Origin of the sequence: Burkholderia sp. Bp8986, assembly GCF_003854225.1 — a bacterium.
In the GTDB taxonomy this organism is placed as follows: Bacteria; Pseudomonadota; Gammaproteobacteria; order Burkholderiales; family Burkholderiaceae; genus Burkholderia.
Genome location: NZ_QTQM01000048.1, coordinates 25,043 through 45,837 on the forward strand (window position 1 = coordinate 25,043; position 20,795 = coordinate 45,837).

Below are 20,795 nucleotides of genomic sequence, written 5' to 3' on the forward strand. Positions count from 1 at the left end.
GAAATTAAATTTCACACCCTGACCGGAAGGAGCCGTCCATGGCCGGCATCACGCTCGACGATCTCGACCTGCGCATTCTCGCGATCCTGCAGGACGACGCATCGGTGTCGAACCTGCAACTCGCCGAGCGCGCGCTGTCGTCGCCGCCGACCTGCATGCGTCGCGTGCGGCGGCTGACGGAAGCGGGCGTGATCCGCCGCCAGTTCGCGGTGCTCGATCCGGTCGCGATCGGCACGCCGGTCACGGCGTTGATCGAGATCAGCCTCGACCGGCAGACGGCCGAAGACTACGACGCGTTCGAGGCCTACGTGTGCGCGGAGCCGGCAGTCACGCAGTGCTACCGCGTGTCGCCGGGGCCGGATTTCGTGGTGGTGGCCGATCTGGCCGACGTCGCCGAATACGACGCGTTCGCGCGGCGGCTGTTCACCGGCGCGTCGAACGTGCGCAACGTGCGGACGTTCTTCTCGACGCATCGCGCGAAGTTCGAGGCGAACGCGCGGGTCGCGCATGCGATGCGCAAGCGTGCGTAGTCGTGCGTAAGCGCAGCCGTCACGCCGCGGCGGCCGCCGCGAGTTGCAGCGGCTTGCCGTACCCGAAGCAGTGCGCCGGCTCGGGAAACACGCGCTGCCGCACGTCGTGCGCGTACTGGCGGATCGCGTCGCGCATCACCGCGTTCGCATCGGCGTAGCGCTTCACGAAGCGCGGCGTGTACGCGTCGAATGCGCCGATCATGTCCTCGGTCACGAGCACCTGCCCGTCGCATGCGGGCGATGCGCCGATGCCGATGGTCGGGATCGACAGTGTTTCGGTCAGATGGCGCGCGAGCGCTTCCGCGGTGCCCTCGACGACGACGCTGAACGCGCCGGCCCGCTCGGCCGCGCACGCGGCGTCGAACACCTGCGCGGCCGAGCGCGGGTCCATCCCCTGCGCGCGGAAGCCGCCGGTCGCATTGGCCTGCTGCGGCATGAGGCCGACGTGCGCCATCACCGGAATGCCGCGCTCCGTCAGGAAGCGGATCGTGTCGGCCATCTCGCTGCCGCCTTCGAGCTTGACGCCTTGCGCGCCGGTTTCGGCGAGCAGCCGCGCGGCGGAGCGATACGCTTGCGCGGGCGATTCCTGATACGTCGAAAACGGCAGATCGACGACGACGCACGCCTGCGCGGTGCCACGCACGACTGCCGCGCCGTGCGCGCTCATCATGTCGAGCGTGACGCGCAGCGTATCGGGCATGCCGTACAGCACCATGCCGACGGAGTCGCCGACGATGATCACGTCGGCCACTTCGTCGACGAGCTTCGCCATCGGTGCGGAATAGGCGGTGAGCGAGACGAGGCTGCCGATGCCTTTCGTCGCGCGGATCGCGGTGACGGTCTTGCGGGTGGTGCGGGTATGCGCGCTCATGAACGGAAGCCGTGAGAAAGAAGAGTCGTTACGGTAGCATCGCGATCGTGCATGCAATGACCTTCGGAGGACGTCTTATGTCGCTGGCGGGACAATCGGGTGATCCGTACGCGGTGCCGCCGATGGCGCGCCTGCCGAGGCCGCTGTTCGTGCGCGCGTTCGGGATTCCCGGCAACGCGAGCGTCGACGCGCATAGTCACCCGTGGGCCCAGCTGATGTATGCGACGAGCGGCGTGCTGGAGGTATCGACGCCGTCGGGCCGGCACCTGCTGCCGCCGCACTATGCGATGTGGATTCCGCCGCACGTGCCGCACGCGGTGTCGACGCGCGATTGCGTCGCGTTCCACAGCCTGTATCTCGACGATGCGATCGCGCGCGACGATGCCGCCGACGATTGCATGATCCTCTGCATGACGCCACTGTTGCGCGAGCTGGTGATCGCGACCGGCGAGTTGCCGGTGGACTACGACGAGTCGGGGCCGGACGGTGCGCTCGTGTGCCTGATCGCCGACCGGATCGCGCGGATGCGGCCCGCGCCGCTGACGGTGCCGCTGCCGCACGATTCGCGTCTGCTCAAAATCGCGCGTGCCTTGCATGCGCATCCGGGCGACACGCGCAGTCTGGACGAATGGGGCCGTCAGGTCGGTGCGACACGGCGCACGCTGTCGCGTCTGTTCCGGCAGGACACGGGGCTGTCGTTCACCGAGTGGCGGCAGGCCGTGCGGCTGCTCGCGGCGCTGCCGCTTCTCGATGCGGGCGAGCCGATCGGCGCGGTGGCCGCGCAGCTGGGCTACGACTCGACGTCGTCGTTCATCGCGCTGTTTCAGGCGAAGTTCAACGTGACGCCGGGCGCGTATGCGAAGCGTGAAGCGCGCCGGCCGGCGTTGAGCGCATGACGCGGCAACGCGCGCCGCGGATCTTGATTCAGAACGCCAGCGACTGCTGCATCGGATGACGTTCCCCGCGCGCGAACCCGGCGCCTTCGAGCGACAACAACGCGCGTTTGCGTTCGATGCCGCCTGCATAACCGGTCAGGCTGCCCGACGTGCCGATCACGCGATGGCACGGCACCATGATCGACACAGGGTTGCGGCCAACCGCGCCGCCGACGGCACGCGCCGCGCTCATCGGCAGCCCGACGCGTTCGGTGATGTCGCCGTACGACACGAGTTCGCCGAACGGAATCGCAAGCAGTTCCTTCCACACGCTGCGCTGAAACGCGGTGCCGCGCAGATGAATCGGCACCGAGAAGGTTTCGCGCGTGCCGGTGAAATATTCGGCGACTTCGTCGGCCACCTTGCGCGCGAGCGGCGACGCGCCGCGTACGTCCGCGTCCGGCGCGATCGCCAGCGACGGATAGTATTTCTGGCCGACGAAAAAAAGGCCTGTGAGCGCATCGTCCTCGATACGGATGGCGATGTCGCCCAGCGGGCTCGGAATCAGATGAGCGTGCGTCATCGCGAAGCTTCTCCATGAAGGCGCCACACATGCAGTGCGGCATACGCGCGCCACGGCGCCCAGTGCGCCGCGTGCGGCGCGGATGATGCGATGTGCAAACGCTCGGCGGCGGCGCGCGGAGCAAGCCACGCGTCGTCGGCGGGAAACGCGTTCGGCCAGGCCATCGCACGCATCGCGACGTACTGCACCGCGCATTCGTCGAAGCCGGGTAGCGCGCGCAACGCGCGGAGCGTCGCATCGAGCGGCGCCATCGGTTCGAGCGCGAGCGTGCCGTCGGCGACCGCACGTGCCAGCGCCACGATCGCCTGCGCCGCATCACGCGTCACGCCGGTTGCTTCGAGCGCCGCCGGCGGCACACTCGCCAGCGTTACTGCCAAAGGCAATGCATGCGTGAGCCCCGGCGGCGCGTGGTCCACCTGCGTGCCGAAGCGTTCGGCCACACGCGCCAGCACCTCACCAGCCTGCGTCGCCGCAAGTCGTTCGCCCGCGATCGCACGGATCGCGATCTCGAGCCCGTCGAACGCGCCGGGCACGCGCAAGCCGGGCGAGCCGCTCGCGAGTGCGCCGAGATGCGCGTCGATCACGTCGGGGCGGCTGTCGAGATCGAACAGCCGCCGCACGCGCGCGAGCACGGCCGGTACGACGGGCGTCAACGCGGGCGATACGGTCACCGCGAGCGCGAAGCGCTGCGGCACGTGCGTGACGGACAGCCAGCCCGTCAGATGCGTGTCGCCGTTGCCGTTCGGCAGCGCGACGACGCGCGCATAGCCGTGCGCGTCGATCCGCTCGACGCCGCCGATCCGCCGCTGCGCGAGAAATTGCATCAGCTCGGGCCACGCGAACGGCGGCCGGTACGGCAGCGGAAAGGTCATGTCGCCATCGGCGGATGGGCCGGCGCCCTTGCGCAAGCGCAGCGGATTGAGGCCGTAGCGTTGGCGGAACAAATCGTTGAAGCGTCGCACGCTGCCGAATCCGGCGGTCGAGGCAACGACCGCCACCGGCAGCGCGGTATCGGTCAGGAGACGCTTGGCCATCAAGAGCCGGTGCGTCTGCCCGAACTCGACCGGCGACACGCCGAACTGCGCGGCGAAGATCCGGCGCAGATGGCGCTCGGTCACGCCGACCCGCCGCGCGAGCGCGTCGACGGAATGCTCGTTCAGGAAACCGTCCTCGATCAGCGTGGCGGCCGCGTCGGCGAGATTGCCGGACAGGTCGAGCAGCCCGTGGCCGGGCGCGAGCTCGGGCCGGCAGCGCATGCACGGGCGAAAGCCGGCCTTCTCGGCGGCCGCGGCGGTCGCGTAATAACTGCAGTTCTGCGCCTTCGGCGGTTTCACCGGGCAAACGGGGCGGCAATACACGCCGGTCGTCGACACGCCGACGAAGAACCAGCCGTCGAAGCGGCGGTTCCGCGCGAGCAGGGCGTCGTAGCAGGTGTCGGGATCGAGGCGCATGCGACGACTGTAAACCATCCGCGCCGTCGATTCTGGCTGGAATCGGACATGTGTATCGACGCGCCATCCCGCGTCGCGGCCCCGTTTCGCACGCGGGAGAATCCCGGAAAAACGGTTAATGCCACTCTGCGAAACAGTCATCTCTTTTTGCGCGGCCAATTTTGAGATGACTCATCGAAATCCCCGACTGACACGGCACCGGGCCACGCCCTATCCTTTGAAAAACGTTTTCCAGAACTCGACGGACGAGCGGCCGCGCCACGCAAGGGGCGTGGCCGCCGCCCGCCCCGGCGCCCGTCGCCGGTCACGGACAGCACAATCCAGCGGCGCGACGGGCGCGACCGCGTATCGGAGACATTCATGCAATCCGCCGTCGTCGGTGCCGTGCGCACCGCGGCCAGCCGCTACCGCTGGACCGTTTGTGCGCTGCTGTTCTTCGCGACCGTCATCAACTACATGGATCGACAGATCCTCGGCCTGCTCGCGCCGATGCTGCAGCACGACATCGGCTGGAGCCAGGTGCAGTACGGCCGCATCGTGATGGCGTTTTCCGCGTTCTATGCGATCGGCCTGCTCGGCTTCGGGCGCATCGTCGACTGGCTCGGCACGCGCATCTCGTATGCGGTCGCGATGCTGGTGTGGAGCATCGCGGCGATGCTGCACGCGGCGGTCGGCTCCGTGACGGGCTTCGCGGCGGTGCGCGCGCTGCTCGGGATCGGCGAGGGCGGCAACTTCCCGGCCGCGATCAAGACGACGGCCGAATGGTTTCCGCGCCGCGAACGCGCGCTCGCCACCGGCATCTTCAACTCGGGCGCGAACATCGGCGCGGTGTTCGCGCCGGCGATCATCCCCGCGATCGCGGTGGCCTACGGGTGGCGCGCGGCGTTCGTGATCATCGGCGCGATCGGCATCGTATGGCTCGCGGTGTGGCTGCTGATGTATCGCACGGCCGACACGCGCGCGCTCGCCGCGGAATACGACGAGCCGCGCGATGAAGCCGAAGCGCTCGACGCGGCGAACGCGGATGCCGGCGCGCCGCGCTGGGGCGAACTGATCCGCAAGCGCGAGACGTGGGCGTTCCTGATCGGCAAGTTCCTGACCGACCCGGTGTGGTGGTTCTATCTGTTCTGGCTGCCGAAGTGGCTCAACGAGTCGCGCGGGATGGACATGCAGCATATCGGCCTGCCGCTCGTGTGCATCTATGCGCTGACGACGGTCGGCAGCATCGGCGGCGGCTGGCTGTCCTCGGCGCTGCTGCGCGCGGGCTGGAGCGTAAACGGCGCGCGCAAGACGGCGATGCTGTTCTGCGCGTGCTGCGTGCTGCCGATCGCGTTCGTGTCGCAGGTGCAGAGCCTGTGGATCGCGGTGCTGATCGTCGGTCTCGCGGCCGCCGCGCACCAGGGCTGGTCGGCGAACCTGTTCACGACGGCGTCCGACCTGTTCCCGCGCCGCGCGGTCGCGTCGGTGGTCGGCATCGGCGGGATGGCCGGCTCGATCGGCGGCGTGCTGTTCTCGGAAGTGATCGGCCAGGTGCTGCAACGCACGGGCCACTACTGGGTGCTGTTCGCGATCGGCGCGCTGGCCTACCTGCTCGCGCTGGCGATCATGCACATGCTCACGCCGAAGATGAAGCCCGCGAAGCTCGACGCGTGATCGCGTGACGGCAAGCGAACGCGCCGCCCGGAGGCGGCGCGTTTTTGTTTGCGAAGCGACGAAGCGACGAAGCGACGAAGCGACGAAGCGACGAAGCGACGAAGCGACGAAGCGACGAAGCGACGAAGCGACGAAGCGACGATACGGCGATACGGCGATACGGCGATACGGCGATACGGCGATACGGCGATACGGCGATACGGCGATACGGCGATACAGCGGATATCGAACGCGATGCGCGCTTCAACCCACCGCGGCCGTCGACGCGCGCATGATCAGCCGCGGCTCGAACGTCGAATAGCTCGCCTCGGTACGCCCGGCGAGCGCGTCGATCAGCTTCTGCATCGCGAGCTCGCCCATGTTTTCGCTCTGGATGTCGATGGTGGTCAGCGCGGGCGCCGCGTATGCGCCGTACGGCACGTTGTCGACGCCGGCAACCGACACGTCCTGCGGCAGCCGGAACCCGAGCGACGCCGCTTCCTTCATGAAGCCGAGCGCGATCAGGTCGTTGTAGCAGATCACGGCCTGCGGACGCTGCGGCCCGAGCATCACGCGCGAGCATGCGCGCTCGCCGGCTTCGGCGGTCGGCGCGTGCGCGTCGTGCACGTCGAGCGTGAGCCCCGCTTCCGCGAGACAGTCGCGCGCGCCCTGGATCCGTTCGTCGTTCACGCGCGCGGGCCCGAAGCCGAGGTACGCGATGCGCGTATGGCCGAGATTGAGCAGGTGACGCGCAAGCATGTAGGTGGCGAGCCGGTTGTCGATGCCGACGCTCGGAATCGGCAGGCCGGGGCTGCGCCGCAGCAGCACGAGCGGCTTGTGCAGGTCGAGCATCCAGCCGGCCTGGTCGTCGGGCATCCGCGTGCTGACGATCAGCCCGTCGACGCGCTGCGCGAGCGCCTCGATCAGCGAGCGTTCGCGCGCCTGGTTCTCCTCGGTATCGACGAGCAGCAGCGTGTAGTCGTGCTGGAGCGCGACGCGGTTCGCGCCCTTGACGACGTTCGTGAAGTGCGGGTTGCTGATGTCGAGGATCACGAGGCCGATGGTGCGCGTGCGCCCGGTGATCATCGAGCGCGCGAGCGGGTTCGAACGGTAGCCGAGCCGTTCGATCGCTTCCTTGAGCCGCGCTTCGACGGTCGGCGAAAAGCGCTGCGTGCCGTTCACGTACTTGGAGACCGTCGCGACCGACACGCCGGCTTCCGCGGCCACGTCGCGGATCGTCGGGGAAACTTTTTTCATCGGAAGGGTAACGTTTTCGTTCGATTGCACCGGATTGTGGCAGAAAAAGCCGGCGTCCGGCCGCCGGACGATATCGGGAAAGTGCGGATGGGTGCGAACAGCTTCAACCATTGACGTTCGGCTTTTTCCCCGCGTATAGTTGGAAAACGTTTTCCGATCGTTTGCCGGCTCCGTCGGTTTCGGGCAACGTCCAGGACACCTCAGAACAGATTCAAGGAGATTCGATGAACGCCACATCCACCGGCGCACGCAAGCCGTTCGGGCGCCTGCTGCTGACCGGCGCGGCCGGCAATCTCGGCCGTCAGGTGCGCGGCGCGCTGGCGAACTGGGCCGACGTCGTGCGCGTGAGCGACATCGCCGCGCTGGGCGACGCCGCCCCGCACGAAGAAATCCGGGTCGTCGACCTGGCCGACCGGCCGGCTGTGATGGAACTCGTCGACGGCGTCGACGCGATCGTCCACCTCGGCGGCATTTCGGTCGACGCGCCGTTCGACGATCTCGTCGATGCGAACATCACCGGCACGTACAACCTGTACGAAGCCGCGCGCAAGCACGGCGTGAAGCGCGTCGTGTTCGCGAGCTCGAATCATGCGATCGGGTTCCATCCGGTCACGGAAGTGCTCGATGCCGATTCGCCGCAGCGTCCGGACAGCCTGTATGGCGTGACGAAGTGCTTCGGCGAGTCGCTGTCGCGCTACTACTTCGACCGCTTCGGGATCGAGACGGTGTGCCTGCGGATCGGCTCGTCGTTCGAAGTGCCGAAGAACCCGCGCATGCTCGTGACGTTCCTCAGCTATCGCGACTTCATCGAGCTCGTGCGCTGCTCGCTGCTGACGAACCGCGTCGGCCACGCGATCGTCTACGGCGTGTCGGACAACCCGGTGAAGTGGTGGGACAACACGAAGGCCGGCTTCCTCGGCTTCCGGCCGCAGGACAGTTCCGAGCAGTTCGCCGGGCTGTTCCCGGTGACGGCGCCGAGCGCCGAGTACGACGATCCCGCGCAACGCTTCCAGGGCGGCGGGTTCGTCGTCGGCGAGCCGATGGAGCGCAACGCGAAGTAAGCGAGGCGGGCTCGCGCACGTCGATCAGCGCAGGATGTCCGTCGCCTTGTGCCGCTCGTCCACGCCGTCGATCAGGATCAACGGGCCGCTCGCGTGCCGCGCGCGCAGCGGCTGGATCTGCCGGTACGCGTCCGATTCGTACCACGCGCGCGCCGTATCGAGATCGGGAAACGCGATCGCGATCAGGTCGCCGCGCCACTCGCCTTCGCGCACGTCGGGCCGCGCGCCGTGAATGACGAAACGGCCGTCGAACGGCGCGAGCGTGCCGTCGATGCGTTCGAGGTATTCGACGATGTCGTCGCACATGTGAACGTCGTGCAGGTGGGCGATGGCGTAGGCGGTCATGGCAGGCTCCGGGGTGTCGATGCGATGCGTCGATCGTCGATCGTTCGTCGTTGATCGGTGAAGCCATGATCCATGCGCACGCGGCGCGCGTCGATTACCTGCGACGTAAGCAAATCCGCGCAGCCGTGCGCGCGGGCCGCCCCGCGTGAACCACACCGCAAGACCCGGCGCACGCGTGCGCTCGCCGCGCCTACGCGCGCTTGCGCATCGGCCGAGCGTGCGCCATCGGCGCAGGCGCCGGCACCGACTCGGCTTCCTCCTTGCACAGCTTGTCGAGCATGCGTTGTGCGGCGCCCGCGCAATCCTCGCCGGCGGGCTTGTTCGCGATCTCGTCGATCAGCGTCTGCAGGTTGCGCCGGTTCTGCGCGAGCCGCTGCTCGAGCAGCGCGATTTCGTCGACCTTGTGCCGCAACGCCGCCAGCAGTTCGTCGCGCGGCCACGCGCCGAGATCGGGCGGCAGCACCGCGCGGATCTCGTCGAGCGCAAAGCCCGCGCGCTGCGCGCGGTCGATGATCGCGAGCCGCGTCAGCGCTTCCGGCCCGTATTCGCGATAGCCGTTCGCCTGCCGGCGCGCCGGTTCGAGCAGGCCGCTCGCTTCGTAGAACCGGATGCGCGACGCCGCGATGCCGCTGGTGCGCGCCAGCTCGCCGATTTTCATGCTCGTGCTCCAGAGGGGCTTGACCTTGAAGCTGACTTTAAAGTTATGGTTGGGCATCGTCAATCGAGGAAGTCCACCATGAACCTGTTTGTGCCCCTCACGCTGCCCAATGGCGCGGTGATCCCGAACCGGCTCGCCAAGGCCGCGATGGAAGAGAACATGGCCGATGCGGATCACGCGCCGTCCGACGCGTTGCTGCGCCTGTACCAGGCGTGGGCCGACGGCCGGGCGGGCCTGATCCTGACCGGCAACGTGATGGTGGACGGCCGCGCGATGACGGGGCCGAACGGCGTCGTGCTCGACAGCGACGCGCATCTCGACCGCTTCCGGCGATGGGCGCAGGTCGCGCGCTCCGGCGGCGCGCACGTGTGGATGCAGATCAACCATCCGGGGCGCCAGATGCAGGCGGCGCTCGGCCAGACGACGCTCGCGCCGTCGGCCGTGCCGCTCGCGCTCGGCGCGCTGTCGAAGCAGTTTCCGGTGCCTAAGGAGATGACGGAAGCCGACATCGCCGACGTGCAGCAGCGCTTCGTGCGCGCCGCGCAGCTTGCCGAGCAAAGCGGCTTCACCGGCGTGCAGATCCACGCGGCGCACGGTTACCTGCTGAGCCAGTTCCTTTCGCCGCTGACGAACCGCCGGCAGGATGCGTGGGGCGGCAGCATCGAGCACCGCGCGCGGCTGCTGCTCGACATCGTGCGCGCGGTGCGTGCGACGGTATCGCCGGCGTTCGTCGTGTCGGTCAAGCTGAATTCGGCCGATTTCCAGCGCGGCGGCTTCAGTGCGGACGATGCGAAGCGCGTCGTCGAACTGCTGAATCCGCTGGGCGTCGATCTCGTCGAACTGTCAGGCGGCAGCTACGAAGTGCCGGCGATGCAGGGCGAGGCGCGCGACGGACGCACGCTGGCCCGCGAAGCGTATTTCCTCGAATTCGCACGGGACATCACGGCGGTCGCGGCGATGCCGCTGATGGTCACGGGCGGGATCCGGCGTCGCGCGGTGGCCGAGCAGGTGGTCGCGAGCGGCGTGGCGATGGTCGGCATCGCGACCGCGCTGTCGATCGAGCCGAACCTGCCGCGCGACTGGCAGGCCGGCAAGGACAGCGCGCCGGCGCTGCAGCCGATCCGATGGAAGAACAAGGCGCTGGGCGCGCTGGCGAACATGGCCGTCGTGAAGTTCCAGCTCGCACGGTTGAGCGTCGGGCGGCGTACGCATCCGGGCGTGTCGCCGCTGCGCGCGCTGGTGTCGCAGCAACTCGCCGCGCAGTGCCAGACGCGGCGGTACCGCAAGTGGATGGCGGGGCGGGCGGCGCGCTAGCCGCGCACGCGGCGCGTCGGGCTGCCCGAGGCTCGCTCACACCGGATACGCGTCGTCGACCTTCAGGTTCGCGAGCCGGAACAGCGTGCGCAGCGTCTGCGGATGAATGTCGCGGTGCGCGGCGAGCGACGTCAGCATGAAGTCGAGGACCTTCGCGTAGCGCAGCAGTACGAGGCAGTGCGCGAGATCCGCGCTGCCGCCGCGCATGGCTTCCGCGTAGCTGACCATCCGGGTCGACAGCGTGCGCGCCATCTCGAGTTCCATCTGCTGCTTTTCCGTCCATTCGGGCTGCGGCTGTTCGAGCAGTTTCGCGAGGAAGATCTGGAACGACGTATCGGACGAATTGGGCAGCGCATCCATGATGTGCCTCGCAGCTTGCGTGGATCGTTCGGGCGTATCCGGGGGACGTCCCGATCCGGGTTCGTGTTCGCGCCGATCGTCGGCGCGGCTGTCACTGCAATGCGAATGCAGGTTCCGTACCAGCCCTCGATCCGATTGTTGAGCACTGTTGACGCGGGGCGCGGCAACGGTCATCGCGTCCCGCCGGGACTGGCTTGCACGGAAAATCGGGCAGGGCGCCCATCCGCCGCGCGCGATCGCGGTCGGCCGCGCGACAGGGGCCGGACGGACGAAATGCTTCAGCGATGTAACGTAACGCCGGGTTGAAAACGGTCGAGTGTGTCGATCGACGAAGCGCTGCAAGGTCGCGGAGCATGGGCGTCGGCGGCGTCCCCGCGGCCTCGGGACGGTCTCGTGCGGCGAGCCGCGACGCCACCCGCCGCGCGTTGAAGGCGCGCGCCGCATGCGCCGGATGTTTCATATCCGAGACGTTTTTTTCGCGGCCCGCCGGACGCGCCGTCCCGGCTTCAGCGCTTCAGAAGATGAAGCCGGTGTTGATGAACTTCGAGTAGTGGTCGGACACGATCGAATCGAGCAGCTGCTTGCTGCCGTCGGTCTGCTTCGCCGCGACCATCGAGCGGATCGAGAACGCGCGCAGCGCGTCGCTCACCGACAGCGTGCCTTCCGCCGAATCCTTGCGCCCGGCGAACGGGAACACGTCCGGCCCGCGCTGGCACTGGCAGTTGATGTTCACGCGGCACACCTGGTTCACGAGCGGATCGACGAGCGCGCCGATCTGCGCCGGATCGGAACCGAAGATGCTGACCTGCTGGCCGTGCTCCGAGGTCGTCACGTAATCGAGCGCGGTTTCCACGTCGTCGAACGTCGCGACCGGAATGATCGGCCCGAACTGCTCCTCGCGATACAGCTTCATCCCTTCGGACACCGGATACACGACGGCCGGGTAGAACAGCGTCTTGCTGAACTCGCCGCCCGAGTGGTTGACGACCTGCGCGCCCTTGGCCTTCGCGTCGTCGATCGCGTCGGTCATGTACGCGGTGCGATGCATGCCCGGCAGCGGCGTGATGCTCACGCCTTTCTCCCACGGCATGCCGATCTTCAGCTGTTCGAGCGCGGCGGTGAAGCGTTTCAGGAATTCGTCGACGATCGAGCGGTGCACGAGCAGCATCTTCAGCGCGGTACAGCGCTGGCCGTTGAACGACAGCGCGCCGAGCAGGCACTCCTTCACGGTGAGGTCGAGATCGGCGTCGGGCAGCACGATCGCCGCGTTCTTCGCGTCGAGGCCGAGGATCGCGCGCAGCCGGTGCGACTTCGGGTGCTGCTTCTTCAGGTGATCGGCGACCTTGCTCGAACCGATCAGCGCGAGCACGTTGATCTTGCCCGACGCGAGCATGTGCGGCACGACCACCGCGCCCGGCGCGTAGATCGTGTTGATCACGCCTTTCGGGAACGCGTCGCGGAACGCCTCGAGCAGCGGCTCGAACAGCAGCGTGCCGTACTGCGGCGGCTTGAACACCACGGTGTTGCCCATCAGCAGCGCGGGGATCAGCGTCGCGAAGGTCTCGTTCAGCGGATAGTTGTACGGGCCCATGCACAGCACGACGCCGAGCGGCGTGCGGCGGATCTGGCCGATCGTGCCTTCCGCGATCACGAAGCGCGAGTTCGCGTTGTCGAGCTCCTTCAGCGCGTCGATCGTCTGCGTCATGTACGTGACGGTGCGGTCGAACTCCTTCTGCGAATCGGCGAGGCTCTTGCCGATCTCCCACATGATCAGGTTCACGACCAGCTCGCGCTGCGCGACCATCCGCTTGATGAAGTCCTGCATGCAGGCGATGCGCTGCTCGACCTTCATCGTCGGCCACTCGCCGCGGCCCGAGTCGTACGCGCGCACCGCGGCGTCGAGCGCCGCGTCGCTTTCCGTCTCGCCCATCACCGGATAGCTGCCGATCTCCATCTGCGCGACGCTGCCGTCCGGCTGGCGCACGCACACGGGCGACAGCACGGTCTTGGTCGTGCCGTCCCACGGACGCAGCTCGCCGTCGACCAGCGACACGCGCTGGTGGATCGGTGCTGCGAGCCGGAACTCGGCGGGGATGTCCTGATAGGCGGGAAACAGCTGCTGCAGGGAAGCGGAATCGGGCATGACGGTCTCGTTTGACGGGGGTGTCCGGTAAGGACGGGCGATGCGGAATCCTGAGCTGAACGATCCTCGATCCTGAATCGGCATGATGACGCGCGGACGAAGGGACGTCACGCGTCGGCATGGCCGAAACGCGGAATGGAACCAGTTCCATTAAAAAGGAACGCCGAGCTGATTGCAAGATTTGCCGAATGCTGTCGCACCACGCGTAAACAATTTGAAGGATTGTGTCCGAATGGCGGGTATAAGCCGCTCGGTGCATACGCAAACGTTTCACTTCGGCCGCATTGAGCGGATAATGACCCGGCGCGACGAAGAAAAAATTGCCCGGAACCTGAGAGAAAACAGACGCAGTGAAGAAAAGAGAGAAGGTCCGCCGCGTTGCCGAAGCGAGGTCGGCTGCCCGGAGCGCCGGGTCGGGGTTGCCCGGCTCGGCGCGCACCGGACCTCCGGTGACGCGACGCGATCACTCGACGTCTTCGTCGTCCTCCGCATCCATGTCATCGTCCTCCCTGTCCCGCCCCGGCGCCGCATACGCGCTCGCCTGTTCCAGCAGCCACGCCCGAAACGATTCCAGCGGCTTGCTGTGGCTGAACTCCGTCGGATACACGAGGTAGTACGCCGAATCGCCGACCGTCGCTGCGTCGCACGGCACGACGAGGCCGAGCTGCTGCAACTGTTCCTCGACGAAGAACTTCGGCACCAGCGCGACGCCGAGCCCGGCCGCGGCCGCGCTGATCAGCATCGTGTGCAGCTCGTAGCGCACGCCCTGCATCGTGCGGATGTCCTCGACGCCGTGCGTCTCGAACCACTGCGCCCACGCGCCGGGACGCGTGGTCGAGTGCAGCAGCGGATACGCGAGCAGGTCCTCCACGCGTTCGACCGGCCCGTCGAGCAGCGCCGGCGAGCAGATCGGCACGACTTCCTCGCCGAACAGGTAGTCGGACGACGTGCCGGGCCAGGTCGGCTTGCCGTAGTGGATCGCGGCCTCGAAGTGCGTGTCCTCGAACGAGAACAGGTCGGTGCGGCTGCCCATGTTCACGCGCACGTCCGGCGTGCGGTCGTAGAAGCTCTTGATGCGCGGAATCAGCCAGTGCGACGCGAAGGTCGGCAGCACCGCGAGTTCCAGGTAGCCGCCGCCGCTGCCGTGCGCGATGATCGACAGCGTGTCGCGGTCGAGCGCCTCCAGCGCGCGCCGCACCTGCGTGCCGTACAGCTTGCCGGCGCGCGTCAGGACGACGCGCTGCTTCACGCGCGCGAACAGTCGCACGCCGAGGCTCGCCTCGAGCGTCGCGATCTGCCGCGATACCGCGCTTTCGGTCAGGAACAGCTCCTTGGCCGCGTGCGTGAAGCTCTCGTGGCGCGCCGCGGCTTCGAAAGCCACGAGCGCACCCATGTTGGGGATCTTGAATTTGCGCATGATGCTCGTTTTGTCTGACGAACGGACCGGCCCGCGGCGGGCCGTCGGACGCGTGTGGGGACCACGAATAATTCCAAAAACTCATCACGTGTCAATTTAATCTCGCTTTACGCCCCGCTGCAACCCTTTGAATAATGCATCCCACGCAAGGCCAGGCGCCCGCTGGGCGGCCGGCCAATCGAGTTGCCGGCACGTTTGCCGGCGGTCCCCCGAACACGAGAATCCTGATGCGCAATCCGAATATCGAGAGCTTGCTGACGAAGCTGCTGGGACAGGCGAAGACCGACGCCCTGTTCGCGACCCTGAACATGCCGGCCATCCTCGACGAATGGGAAACCGACGTCGTCACGCGCGCGGAAATCGCGCAGGCGATGAACATGGCGCTGTTCGAAGGGCTGCTCGAACGTTCGGCGAACGGCCGCGCATATACGGCCGATGCCATCGAAAACGGCGGCTCGGTCTACTTCGACCACGGCGCGCTGCGCACGGTGCGCTGGCCGCACACGGGCGCGCTGCCGCCGGGCGAAGCCGCGTTCACGCGCATCCTGCGTCCGCTCGGCTTCCGCCTGAACGGCCGCTATCCGCTCGACAAGCTCGGCATGACCGGCCGCGCGTATGCGCACGAAGACGCGCCGGACGAGATCGCGCAGTTCTTCGTCAGCGAACTGCATCCGGAGCGCTTCTCGAAGGAATTCCAGCAGGCCGTGACGAACGTCGTGAGTTCGTCGCGCGATCCGCTGTCGCCGGCGGCCGTCGCGCTCCTGTGGGAGATCGAGCGCGAAGGCTGGCTGTCGCTCGACGCCGCGCATGCGCTGCTGCCCGAGATCGTCGGTGCGTTCGCGCGCCAGCACGACCTGCCGAACGAACTCGACTACGAAACGCTGCTGCTCGAATCGGCCGAGATGGCGTGGATCGCGACCGAAGGCAACGCGTTCAACCATGCGACCGATCGCGTGGCCGACGTGTTCAAGCTGTCCGACGACGAGAAGGCGAAGGGGCGGCCGATGAAGCCGGAAGTCGAGCGCTCGCGTTCGGGCCGTGTGTTCCAGACCGCGTATCGCGCGGACATCGTCGAGCGCGAGTTCCGCACGCGCGACGGCGGCACGGTGAAGCGCAACGTGCCGGGCTCGTTCTACGAGTTCATCACGCGCCGTCGCACGTTCGACCAGGCGGCGCGCCGCTGGGTGACCGACCTGCGTTTCGATGCGGGCAACGCGCAGGGCATCTTCAAGATGACGGCGAACGCGGCGAAGTAAGCGCGACGCCGCGCGAAAAAAACGGGCCGGTGGCTGAGCATAGCCACCGGCCCGTTTGCGTTGAATGGGCGCCGCGATCGTCAGAACAGGTGCGTCACCAGATAGAACAGCAGCAGCACGCCGATCGGTACGCCGAGCAGCCAGGCGATCAGATACTTGCCCATGTCGTTGTCCTCTTCATGGCCGCGACGCGGGATGCGCCGCGGCGGGGTGAGACGACCGGCGCGTTACAGCTCGCGATCGAATTCCTTCAACTGCTTCTCGGCTTCGTCGCGCGCAATCCCGTAACGCTCCTGGATCCTGCCGGAGAGGTAGTCGCGGTTGCCTTCGGCGACCTTCAGGTCATCGTCGGTCAGCTTGCCCCACTTCGCCTTCATCTTGCCGGTCAGCTGCTTCCATTGACCCTTGATCTTGTCCTCGTTCATGATGCGCTCCTGTCATAAGGGGAGAAAAAAGTGCGGCACGCGGCCGCGTGATAGCTCAGGCCTTCGCCTTCAGGCCGGCTGCGTCGACGTGCTTCACGCCCTTGATCGAGCGCGTCGCGGCGATGGCCTTCTTCACCGCGACCCGCGACGGCAGTACGCCCGTCAGCGTGACGACGCCGTCGACCGTCTTCACGCTGATGTGCGTACTCTTCACGCCCTCGGTGGTCGCGAGTTCGCTCTTCACCTTGGTCGTGATCCACGTGTCAGTCACGGGCTGGTTCGATTCCGTCTTCACGCCGTCGTCGGACGACGACGCCTGTGCGTTCGTGAGCGGGGCGGCGCAAAGCAGGAACGCCGCGCTGACGGCGAGCAACGCCGACAGGTTCGAGGTCTTGTTCATGGGATGTGCTCCTTCGATTGACGTGATGGATGGGCGAGTCGGTGCAGGCGCGCCGCGCGTCATCGCGCGATCGGCGTGTCGTAGCCGGGCTCGCGCGGCGGCATGTCCGGGCGCGGCACGTCGGGCGGCAGCGGCACCGGCGGATCGGTGCCGGGCGACGGTTCGGGCGGATTGTCCGGAGCCGGCTCGGGCCGCGTCGGATCGGGTGTCTGATGCAGCTTCATCAGTTGGTCCTCCTCTGCGGTATGGAAGGGCAGCGCGTGAGCGCCGATGCAGTACCAGCGTACCGGCGCGAACGCACGCGGGCATCGCGCAAATTCACCGGATCGGCTAGTGCGTTTGCACGGGGACGGAACGGGGAAGCGGGAACGGGAAATGCGTCGTGACACGCGCGATGCGGGACGACAGACGCGGGAGGCGCGCCGCGCGCCGCTTGGCGGGACGGCGCACGCAGGCGGCGCGGCATGCGAATGTACTATTGCGCAGGGTACATCCGTGCCTCTCGACCGCGTCGACCGCGTCGACCGCACGCGATCATCGCGGCGCGCGCCGGCCGCACATGTCGGCGCTTATCGGCGCGGCGGCGACCCGCCCGGCAACAATATCGACCACGTGGACCACCGATCAATGGACGAACGAGTCAACGAACAGGTGCTCAAGTCGCATACCGACCGGCGCCAGCTGCATCAGATCATCGCGGGGCTCACCGAGGGCGTGATCCTCATCGAACCCGACCAGCGCATCGTATGGGCGAACGAGGCCGCGCTCGCGATGCACGGCGTGACCGAGCTCGACGCGCTCGGCGCGGACGTCACCGAGTATCGCGAGCGCTTCCGGCTGCGCTACCGGAACAACCGTCCGGTGCGCGACGGCCACTATCCGATGGACCGCGTGATCGCGGGCGAAGAGTTCAGCGACGTGACGGTCGAAGTCGAATCGGCGGCCGACGAGAACGTGAGCTGGGTTCACCGGATCCGCAGCCTCGTGCTGACGAACGCGGCCGGCGAGCCCGACTGTCTCGCGCTCGTGCTGCACGATGCGACCGAATGGGCGAGCGCCGAGGACCGCTTCGAGCGCACGTTCAACGCGAACCCGGCGCCGGCCGTGATCTGCCGGCTCGACGACCTGCGCTACGTGAAGGTCAATCAAGGCTTCCTCGAGATGACGGGCCATGCGCGCGACGACGTGCTCGGCCGCTCCGTCTACGAACTCGACGTGCTCGAACAGGCCGAGCGGCGCGAACTCGCGATCGAGCGGCTGGGCGAGGGCGCGACGATCCCGCAGATGGAGGCCGTGCTCAAGCGCGCGGACGGCGGCACGAAGGCGGTGGTGGTCGCCGGGCAGCCGATCGACATGAACGGCGAGCCGTGCATGCTGTTCACGTTCATGGATCTCGAGCCGCGCAAGCAGGCCGAGCTCGCGCTGCGGCAGAGCGAGGAGCGCTTCGCGAAGGCGTTCCGGATGGCGCCGGTCGCGACCGCGATCGTCACGGCCGACGGTTTCGTGCTGCTCGACGTGAACGATGCGTTCGTCGGGATGGCCGGCCATGCGCGCGACGACCTGCTCGGCAAGTCCGCGGACGAGATCGGCCTGTGGGCCGAACGCGGCGCACGGCAGTGCATCGACACGCAACTCGCGCGCGACGGCAACGTGCGCAATGCAGATGTGCAGATCCGGACGCGCGACGGCGACGTGCGCGATTGCGTCGTGTCGGCCGAGCCGGTCGCGATTCACGGGCAGGATTGCCTGCTGATCGCGCTGCTCGACATCAGCGATCGCAAGCGCACCGAGATGGAACTCGTCTATGCGATCGAGACCGCGATGCAGGATGCGTCGTGGTTCAGCCGCACGCTGATCGAAAAACTGGCGAACGTGCGGCGCGCGAATGCGCCGGACGCGGGCGCGCAGCTGTCGGACCTTACCGCGCGCGAGCGCGACGTGTTCGACCTGCTGTGTCACGGCCTCGCCGACAAGGAGATCGCCGGCCGTCTCGGGCTCGCGCCGAACACGGTCCGCAATCACGTCGCGACGATCTACGCGAAGCTCGACGTGCATAGCCGCGGCGAGGCGATCGTGTGGGCGCGCGAGCGCGGGATTGTCGGCACGTCCGACACGAACGGTGCGCGAGGCGAGAAAGCTGCCGACAAGGACGGCAAGAACTGACGCCGGCCGTCGGGCCATCGGTGCGAATGCACCATGCAGGCTGGTGCATCCGCATCTGCCGCGCGCGGCGCGCGGCTGCGATCCTGTCCACTCGGCGGTGCGGCGCGGGCTGCCGTGCCGCTGTCTCTCTCCCCAACTCATCGCAGGAGACGACCATGGACAGGAATCGCATCGAAGGCAAGCTCAAACAGGTGAAGGGTTCGGTCAAGGAAGCGCTCGGCAAGGTGACGGGCGACCGCGAGACGGAAGCGGAAGGCGTGGCGGAGCAGCAGGCCGGCAAGCGTCAGGAGCAGGCCGGCGAGGCGGCCGATGCGGTGCGCAAGCAGACGGGCACCGACCGGCATTGAGCGGCACCGGGCGCCATTGATCGAATCGCGCGAGGTGCGCTGCGTTGCCGCCGTGCGGCACGGCGATGATTCTCCATCGGCATGACCCGGCGCGGCCTTGGGGCAACGGTACGTGCGCCCATTCCGCTCGATGCGTTCGCTTCCAGGCCGCCGTCGCGTGGGCCGCGGATCGGTGGCACGGGCACTTGATGACAATTCCTCACAACATAGTTCCGATATTTCGTTTGCTGCACGCGTATTGGCTACCCACAATCGGTTCACCTCTTTCGCGCTGACAGGTTCCCCGGAGACGGAACCGCGGTGATCGACCGGCAGGCGATGCGCCATGAGCGATGCCCCCGGCGACAGAAAAAATCACCGGCACGCGGGAGGTCGCCGGCGCGCGATGGTCGCGCGTCGCATCCCGACCCACAGAAGAAGGATTGGCCGATGACGTTCCGCATTCGTTCGCTTTCCGGCATTGCATTGACCGCTGCGATTCTCGCGTTCCAGACGGGCGCGGCCCATGCGCAGGAAACCGTCGTCAAGGTCGGCGTTGCCGTGCCGCTGACCGGCGGCGGCGCCGCGTACGGCAAGGACATCGAGAACGGCGTGCGCATGGCCGTCGACGAGGCGAACGCCGCGCACCCGACGATCGGCGGCAAGCCGGTGAAATTCGTCGTCGCGTCGCAGGACGACCAGAGCGATCCTCGCATCGGCGTGCAGGCCGCGCAGCAGCTGACCGACGCGCAGGTGGCCGTCGTCATCGGCCACTTCAACTCGGGCACGACGCTGCCCGCGTCGAAGATCTACGCGAAGGCCGGCATTCCGATGATCACGCCGTCGGCGACCAATCCCGACATCACGCGCGCCGGGCTCGGCACCGTGTACCGCGTGATCGCGACCGACGCGCAGAACGCCGGCAATGCCGGTGCGTATGCGGCGAGCGTGACCAAGGCGAAGCGCATCGCGATCATCGACGACCGCACCGCGTTCGGACAGGGCGAAGCCGACGAATTCGAGAAGGCCGCGAAGTCGAACGGCGGCACGATCGTCGCACGCGAATTCACGAACGACAAGGCCGTCGACTTCAGCGCGCAGCTCACGAAGATCAAGAGCACGAATGCCGACCTGGTGTTCTTCGGCGGCCTCGACGCGCAGTCCGCGATGCTGGTCAAGCGCATGCGCCAGCTCGGCATCCGCGCGCAGTTCCTGGCCGGCGGCGGCGTGATGAACGCGAACTTCATCAGGCTCGCGGGCAATGCGGCCGAAGGCGCGTCGGTGTGGGAGTACGGACAGCCGCTGTCGCGTCTCGCGAAGGGCAAGCAGTTCGAAACGAAATTCAAGCAGAAGTACGGCGTCGACATGCTCGCGTATGCGCCGTTCGCGTACGACGCGACGTGGATCGCGATCAACGCGATGCAGAAGGCGAACTCGACGAAGCCGGCCGATTTCAACGGCGCGCTGAAGGGCACGCGGTACGACGGCATCACCGGCACGATCGCGTTCACGAACACGGGTGACCTGAAGAACCCGAGCTCGACGCTGTATGAAGTGAAGAACGCCGCATGGCAGCCCGTCACCACGCAAACGGCGGACTGAGTACCCGAATTACCCGAATGCGCGCGGACTTTCGCGGCGAGCCCGGACGTGCTGAAATAGCCACAGCGATCGGATCCGATCGCGGCGCATGTCGGGGCGACTCGCCGGGGGCACGGTCTGCCGCGC

Annotated in this window: 21 protein-coding genes; 9 read left to right on the forward strand and 12 right to left on the reverse strand. The window is 67.4% G+C overall.

Features of this window, described 5'->3' with window-relative positions; translation table 11 throughout:
- Nucleotides 1-38: 38 nt before the first annotated feature.
- On the forward strand, nt 39-530 hold the full coding sequence (locus DID99_RS30565; RefSeq protein ID WP_124668183.1) for an Lrp/AsnC family transcriptional regulator: 492 nt from the start codon (nt 39-41) through the stop codon (nt 528-530).
- 19 nt (nt 531-549) lie between these two features.
- On the opposite strand, the gene panB is transcribed toward DID99_RS30565, so the two are convergent.
- A complete protein-coding gene (gene panB, locus DID99_RS30570) occupies nt 550-1,401 on the reverse strand; it encodes a 3-methyl-2-oxobutanoate hydroxymethyltransferase (RefSeq protein ID WP_044848348.1) in 852 nt (283 codons plus the stop codon).
- A 77-nt stretch (nt 1,402-1,478) separates the two neighbouring features.
- On the opposite strand from panB, the gene DID99_RS30575 reads away from it, so the two are divergent.
- Nucleotides 1,479-2,297 carry a helix-turn-helix domain-containing protein gene (locus tag DID99_RS30575; RefSeq protein ID WP_124668184.1) on the forward strand — a complete coding sequence of 273 codons (819 nt, stop codon included), beginning with the start codon at nt 1,479-1,481 and terminating at the stop codon, nt 2,295-2,297.
- A gap of 28 nt (nt 2,298-2,325) precedes the next feature.
- Here the strand turns inward: DID99_RS30575 and DID99_RS30580 are convergent, their stop codons facing one another.
- Both DID99_RS30580 and DID99_RS30585 read right to left on the reverse strand, forming a co-directional pair.
- On the reverse strand, nt 2,326-2,859 hold the full coding sequence (locus DID99_RS30580; protein WP_124668185.1) for a methylated-DNA--[protein]-cysteine S-methyltransferase: 534 nt from the start codon (nt 2,857-2,859) through the stop codon (nt 2,326-2,328).
- Complete coding sequence (locus DID99_RS30585; RefSeq protein ID WP_124668186.1) at nt 2,856-4,328, reverse strand: DNA-3-methyladenine glycosylase 2 family protein; 1,473 nt, start codon at nt 4,326-4,328, stop codon at nt 2,856-2,858. Before DID99_RS30585 ends, DID99_RS30580 begins: the two co-directional genes overlap by 4 nt.
- Before the next feature lie 342 nt (nt 4,329-4,670).
- Here DID99_RS30585 and DID99_RS30590 point away from each other — a divergent pair, with 342 nt between their 5' ends.
- Nucleotides 4,671-5,963: an MFS transporter gene (locus DID99_RS30590; protein WP_124668187.1), complete on the forward strand. Its 1,293-nt coding sequence runs from the start codon at nt 4,671-4,673 to the stop codon at nt 5,961-5,963.
- A 243-nt stretch (nt 5,964-6,206) separates the two neighbouring features.
- Here the strand turns inward: DID99_RS30590 and DID99_RS30600 are convergent, their stop codons facing one another.
- On the reverse strand, nt 6,207-7,310 hold the full coding sequence (locus DID99_RS30600) for a LacI family DNA-binding transcriptional regulator (RefSeq protein ID WP_124668189.1): 1,104 nt from the start codon (nt 7,308-7,310) through the stop codon (nt 6,207-6,209).
- Between the two features lie 113 nt (nt 7,311-7,423).
- Here DID99_RS30600 and DID99_RS30605 point away from each other — a divergent pair, with 113 nt between their 5' ends.
- Entirely contained in the window at nt 7,424-8,260 is an 837-nt protein-coding gene (locus DID99_RS30605; RefSeq protein ID WP_124668190.1) for an NAD(P)-dependent oxidoreductase, read from the forward strand.
- Nucleotides 8,261-8,284: 24 nt separating this feature from the next.
- On the opposite strand, the gene DID99_RS30610 is transcribed toward DID99_RS30605, so the two are convergent.
- The gene (locus tag DID99_RS30610) at nt 8,285-8,605 is read right to left on the reverse strand and encodes a DUF1330 domain-containing protein (RefSeq protein ID WP_124489268.1); all 321 of its coding nucleotides are present in this window, start codon (nt 8,603-8,605) and stop codon (nt 8,285-8,287) included.
- 190 nt (nt 8,606-8,795) lie between these two features.
- Nucleotides 8,796-9,263 (reverse strand): MerR family transcriptional regulator, encoded by a 468-nt coding sequence (locus tag DID99_RS30615; RefSeq protein ID WP_124571429.1) that lies wholly within the window; start codon nt 9,261-9,263, stop codon nt 8,796-8,798.
- A 78-nt stretch (nt 9,264-9,341) separates the two neighbouring features.
- On the opposite strand from DID99_RS30615, the gene DID99_RS30620 reads away from it, so the two are divergent.
- Nucleotides 9,342-10,577 (forward strand): NADH:flavin oxidoreductase/NADH oxidase family protein, encoded by a 1,236-nt coding sequence (locus DID99_RS30620; RefSeq protein ID WP_124668191.1) that lies wholly within the window; start codon nt 9,342-9,344, stop codon nt 10,575-10,577.
- A 36-nt stretch (nt 10,578-10,613) separates the two neighbouring features.
- Here DID99_RS30620 and DID99_RS30625 read toward each other — a convergent pair whose 3' ends face one another.
- The 3 genes from DID99_RS30625 to DID99_RS30635 form a co-directional block, all read right to left on the reverse strand.
- Complete coding sequence (locus DID99_RS30625; RefSeq protein WP_124489271.1) at nt 10,614-10,937, reverse strand: DNA-binding protein; 324 nt, start codon at nt 10,935-10,937, stop codon at nt 10,614-10,616.
- Nucleotides 10,938-11,451: 514 nt separating this feature from the next.
- Nucleotides 11,452-13,080 (reverse strand): NADP-dependent glyceraldehyde-3-phosphate dehydrogenase, encoded by a 1,629-nt coding sequence (locus tag DID99_RS30630; protein ID WP_124489272.1) that lies wholly within the window; start codon nt 13,078-13,080, stop codon nt 11,452-11,454.
- 463 nt (nt 13,081-13,543) lie between these two features.
- Nucleotides 13,544-14,497 carry a LysR family transcriptional regulator gene (locus DID99_RS30635; RefSeq protein WP_044848360.1) on the reverse strand — a complete coding sequence of 318 codons (954 nt, stop codon included), beginning with the start codon at nt 14,495-14,497 and terminating at the stop codon, nt 13,544-13,546.
- 227 nt (nt 14,498-14,724) lie between these two features.
- Between DID99_RS30635 and DID99_RS30640 the strand changes: the two genes are divergently transcribed.
- Nucleotides 14,725-15,753, forward strand: a complete 1,029-nt coding sequence (locus tag DID99_RS30640) for a DUF1338 domain-containing protein (RefSeq protein ID WP_124489273.1) — start codon at nt 14,725-14,727, stop codon at nt 15,751-15,753.
- Nucleotides 15,754-15,980: 227 nt separating this feature from the next.
- Here the strand turns inward: DID99_RS30640 and DID99_RS30645 are convergent, their stop codons facing one another.
- Genes DID99_RS30645 through DID99_RS37445 form a run of 3 tightly spaced genes read right to left on the reverse strand, consistent with a single transcriptional unit; the run spans nt 15,981 to nt 16,802 of the window.
- Nucleotides 15,981-16,178, reverse strand: coding sequence for a CsbD family protein (locus DID99_RS30645; protein ID WP_044849025.1), 198 nt, complete (start codon nt 16,176-16,178; stop codon nt 15,981-15,983).
- Nucleotides 16,179-16,233: 55 nt separating this feature from the next.
- A complete protein-coding gene (locus DID99_RS30650; RefSeq protein ID WP_124668192.1) occupies nt 16,234-16,578 on the reverse strand; it encodes a BON domain-containing protein in 345 nt (114 codons plus the stop codon).
- 59 nt (nt 16,579-16,637) lie between these two features.
- Complete coding sequence (locus DID99_RS37445) at nt 16,638-16,802, reverse strand: hypothetical protein (protein ID WP_167357956.1); 165 nt, start codon at nt 16,800-16,802, stop codon at nt 16,638-16,640.
- A 403-nt stretch (nt 16,803-17,205) separates the two neighbouring features.
- Between DID99_RS37445 and DID99_RS30655 the strand changes: the two genes are divergently transcribed.
- The 3 genes from DID99_RS30655 to DID99_RS30665 all read left to right on the forward strand — a co-directional run bounded on the left by DID99_RS30655 (nt 17,206) and on the right by DID99_RS30665 (nt 20,669).
- On the forward strand, nt 17,206-18,741 hold the full coding sequence (locus DID99_RS30655; protein ID WP_124668193.1) for a helix-turn-helix transcriptional regulator: 1,536 nt from the start codon (nt 17,206-17,208) through the stop codon (nt 18,739-18,741).
- 155 nt (nt 18,742-18,896) lie between these two features.
- Entirely contained in the window at nt 18,897-19,088 is a 192-nt protein-coding gene (locus tag DID99_RS30660) for a CsbD family protein (RefSeq protein ID WP_124530190.1), read from the forward strand.
- Between the two features lie 429 nt (nt 19,089-19,517).
- Nucleotides 19,518-20,669 carry a branched-chain amino acid ABC transporter substrate-binding protein gene (locus DID99_RS30665; protein WP_124668194.1) on the forward strand — a complete coding sequence of 384 codons (1,152 nt, stop codon included), beginning with the start codon at nt 19,518-19,520 and terminating at the stop codon, nt 20,667-20,669.
- The last annotated feature ends 126 nt before the right edge of the window (nt 20,670-20,795 follow it).

Coding starts and splice junctions, on each gene's coding strand:
- DID99_RS30565 (WP_124668183.1), top strand. CDS start 39: ATGGCCGGCATCACGCTCGACGATCTCGACCTGCGCATTCTCGCGATC.
- panB (WP_044848348.1), bottom strand. CDS start 1,401: ATGAGCGCGCATACCCGCACCACCCGCAAGACCGTCACCGCGATCCGC.
- DID99_RS30575 (WP_124668184.1), top strand. CDS start 1,479: ATGTCGCTGGCGGGACAATCGGGTGATCCGTACGCGGTGCCGCCGATG.
- DID99_RS30580 (WP_124668185.1), bottom strand. CDS start 2,859: ATGACGCACGCTCATCTGATTCCGAGCCCGCTGGGCGACATCGCCATC.
- DID99_RS30585 (WP_124668186.1), bottom strand. CDS start 4,328: ATGGTTTACAGTCGTCGCATGCGCCTCGATCCCGACACCTGCTACGAC.
- DID99_RS30590 (WP_124668187.1), top strand. CDS start 4,671: ATGCAATCCGCCGTCGTCGGTGCCGTGCGCACCGCGGCCAGCCGCTAC.
- DID99_RS30600 (WP_124668189.1), bottom strand. CDS start 7,310: ATGGTTGAAGCTGTTCGCACCCATCCGCACTTTCCCGATATCGTCCGG.
- DID99_RS30605 (WP_124668190.1), top strand. CDS start 7,424: ATGAACGCCACATCCACCGGCGCACGCAAGCCGTTCGGGCGCCTGCTG.
- DID99_RS30610 (WP_124489268.1), bottom strand. CDS start 8,605: ATGACCGCCTACGCCATCGCCCACCTGCACGACGTTCACATGTGCGAC.
- DID99_RS30615 (WP_124571429.1), bottom strand. CDS start 9,263: ATGAAAATCGGCGAGCTGGCGCGCACCAGCGGCATCGCGGCGTCGCGC.
- DID99_RS30620 (WP_124668191.1), top strand. CDS start 9,342: ATGAACCTGTTTGTGCCCCTCACGCTGCCCAATGGCGCGGTGATCCCG.
- DID99_RS30625 (WP_124489271.1), bottom strand. CDS start 10,937: ATGGATGCGCTGCCCAATTCGTCCGATACGTCGTTCCAGATCTTCCTC.
- DID99_RS30630 (WP_124489272.1), bottom strand. CDS start 13,080: ATGCCCGATTCCGCTTCCCTGCAGCAGCTGTTTCCCGCCTATCAGGAC.
- DID99_RS30635 (WP_044848360.1), bottom strand. CDS start 14,497: ATGCGCAAATTCAAGATCCCCAACATGGGTGCGCTCGTGGCTTTCGAA.
- DID99_RS30640 (WP_124489273.1), top strand. CDS start 14,725: ATGCGCAATCCGAATATCGAGAGCTTGCTGACGAAGCTGCTGGGACAG.
- DID99_RS30645 (WP_044849025.1), bottom strand. CDS start 16,178: ATGAACGAGGACAAGATCAAGGGTCAATGGAAGCAGCTGACCGGCAAG.
- DID99_RS30650 (WP_124668192.1), bottom strand. CDS start 16,578: ATGAACAAGACCTCGAACCTGTCGGCGTTGCTCGCCGTCAGCGCGGCG.
- DID99_RS37445 (WP_167357956.1), bottom strand. CDS start 16,802: ATGAAGCTGCATCAGACACCCGATCCGACGCGGCCCGAGCCGGCTCCG.
- DID99_RS30655 (WP_124668193.1), top strand. CDS start 17,206: ATGGACGAACGAGTCAACGAACAGGTGCTCAAGTCGCATACCGACCGG.
- DID99_RS30660 (WP_124530190.1), top strand. CDS start 18,897: ATGGACAGGAATCGCATCGAAGGCAAGCTCAAACAGGTGAAGGGTTCG.
- DID99_RS30665 (WP_124668194.1), top strand. CDS start 19,518: ATGACGTTCCGCATTCGTTCGCTTTCCGGCATTGCATTGACCGCTGCG.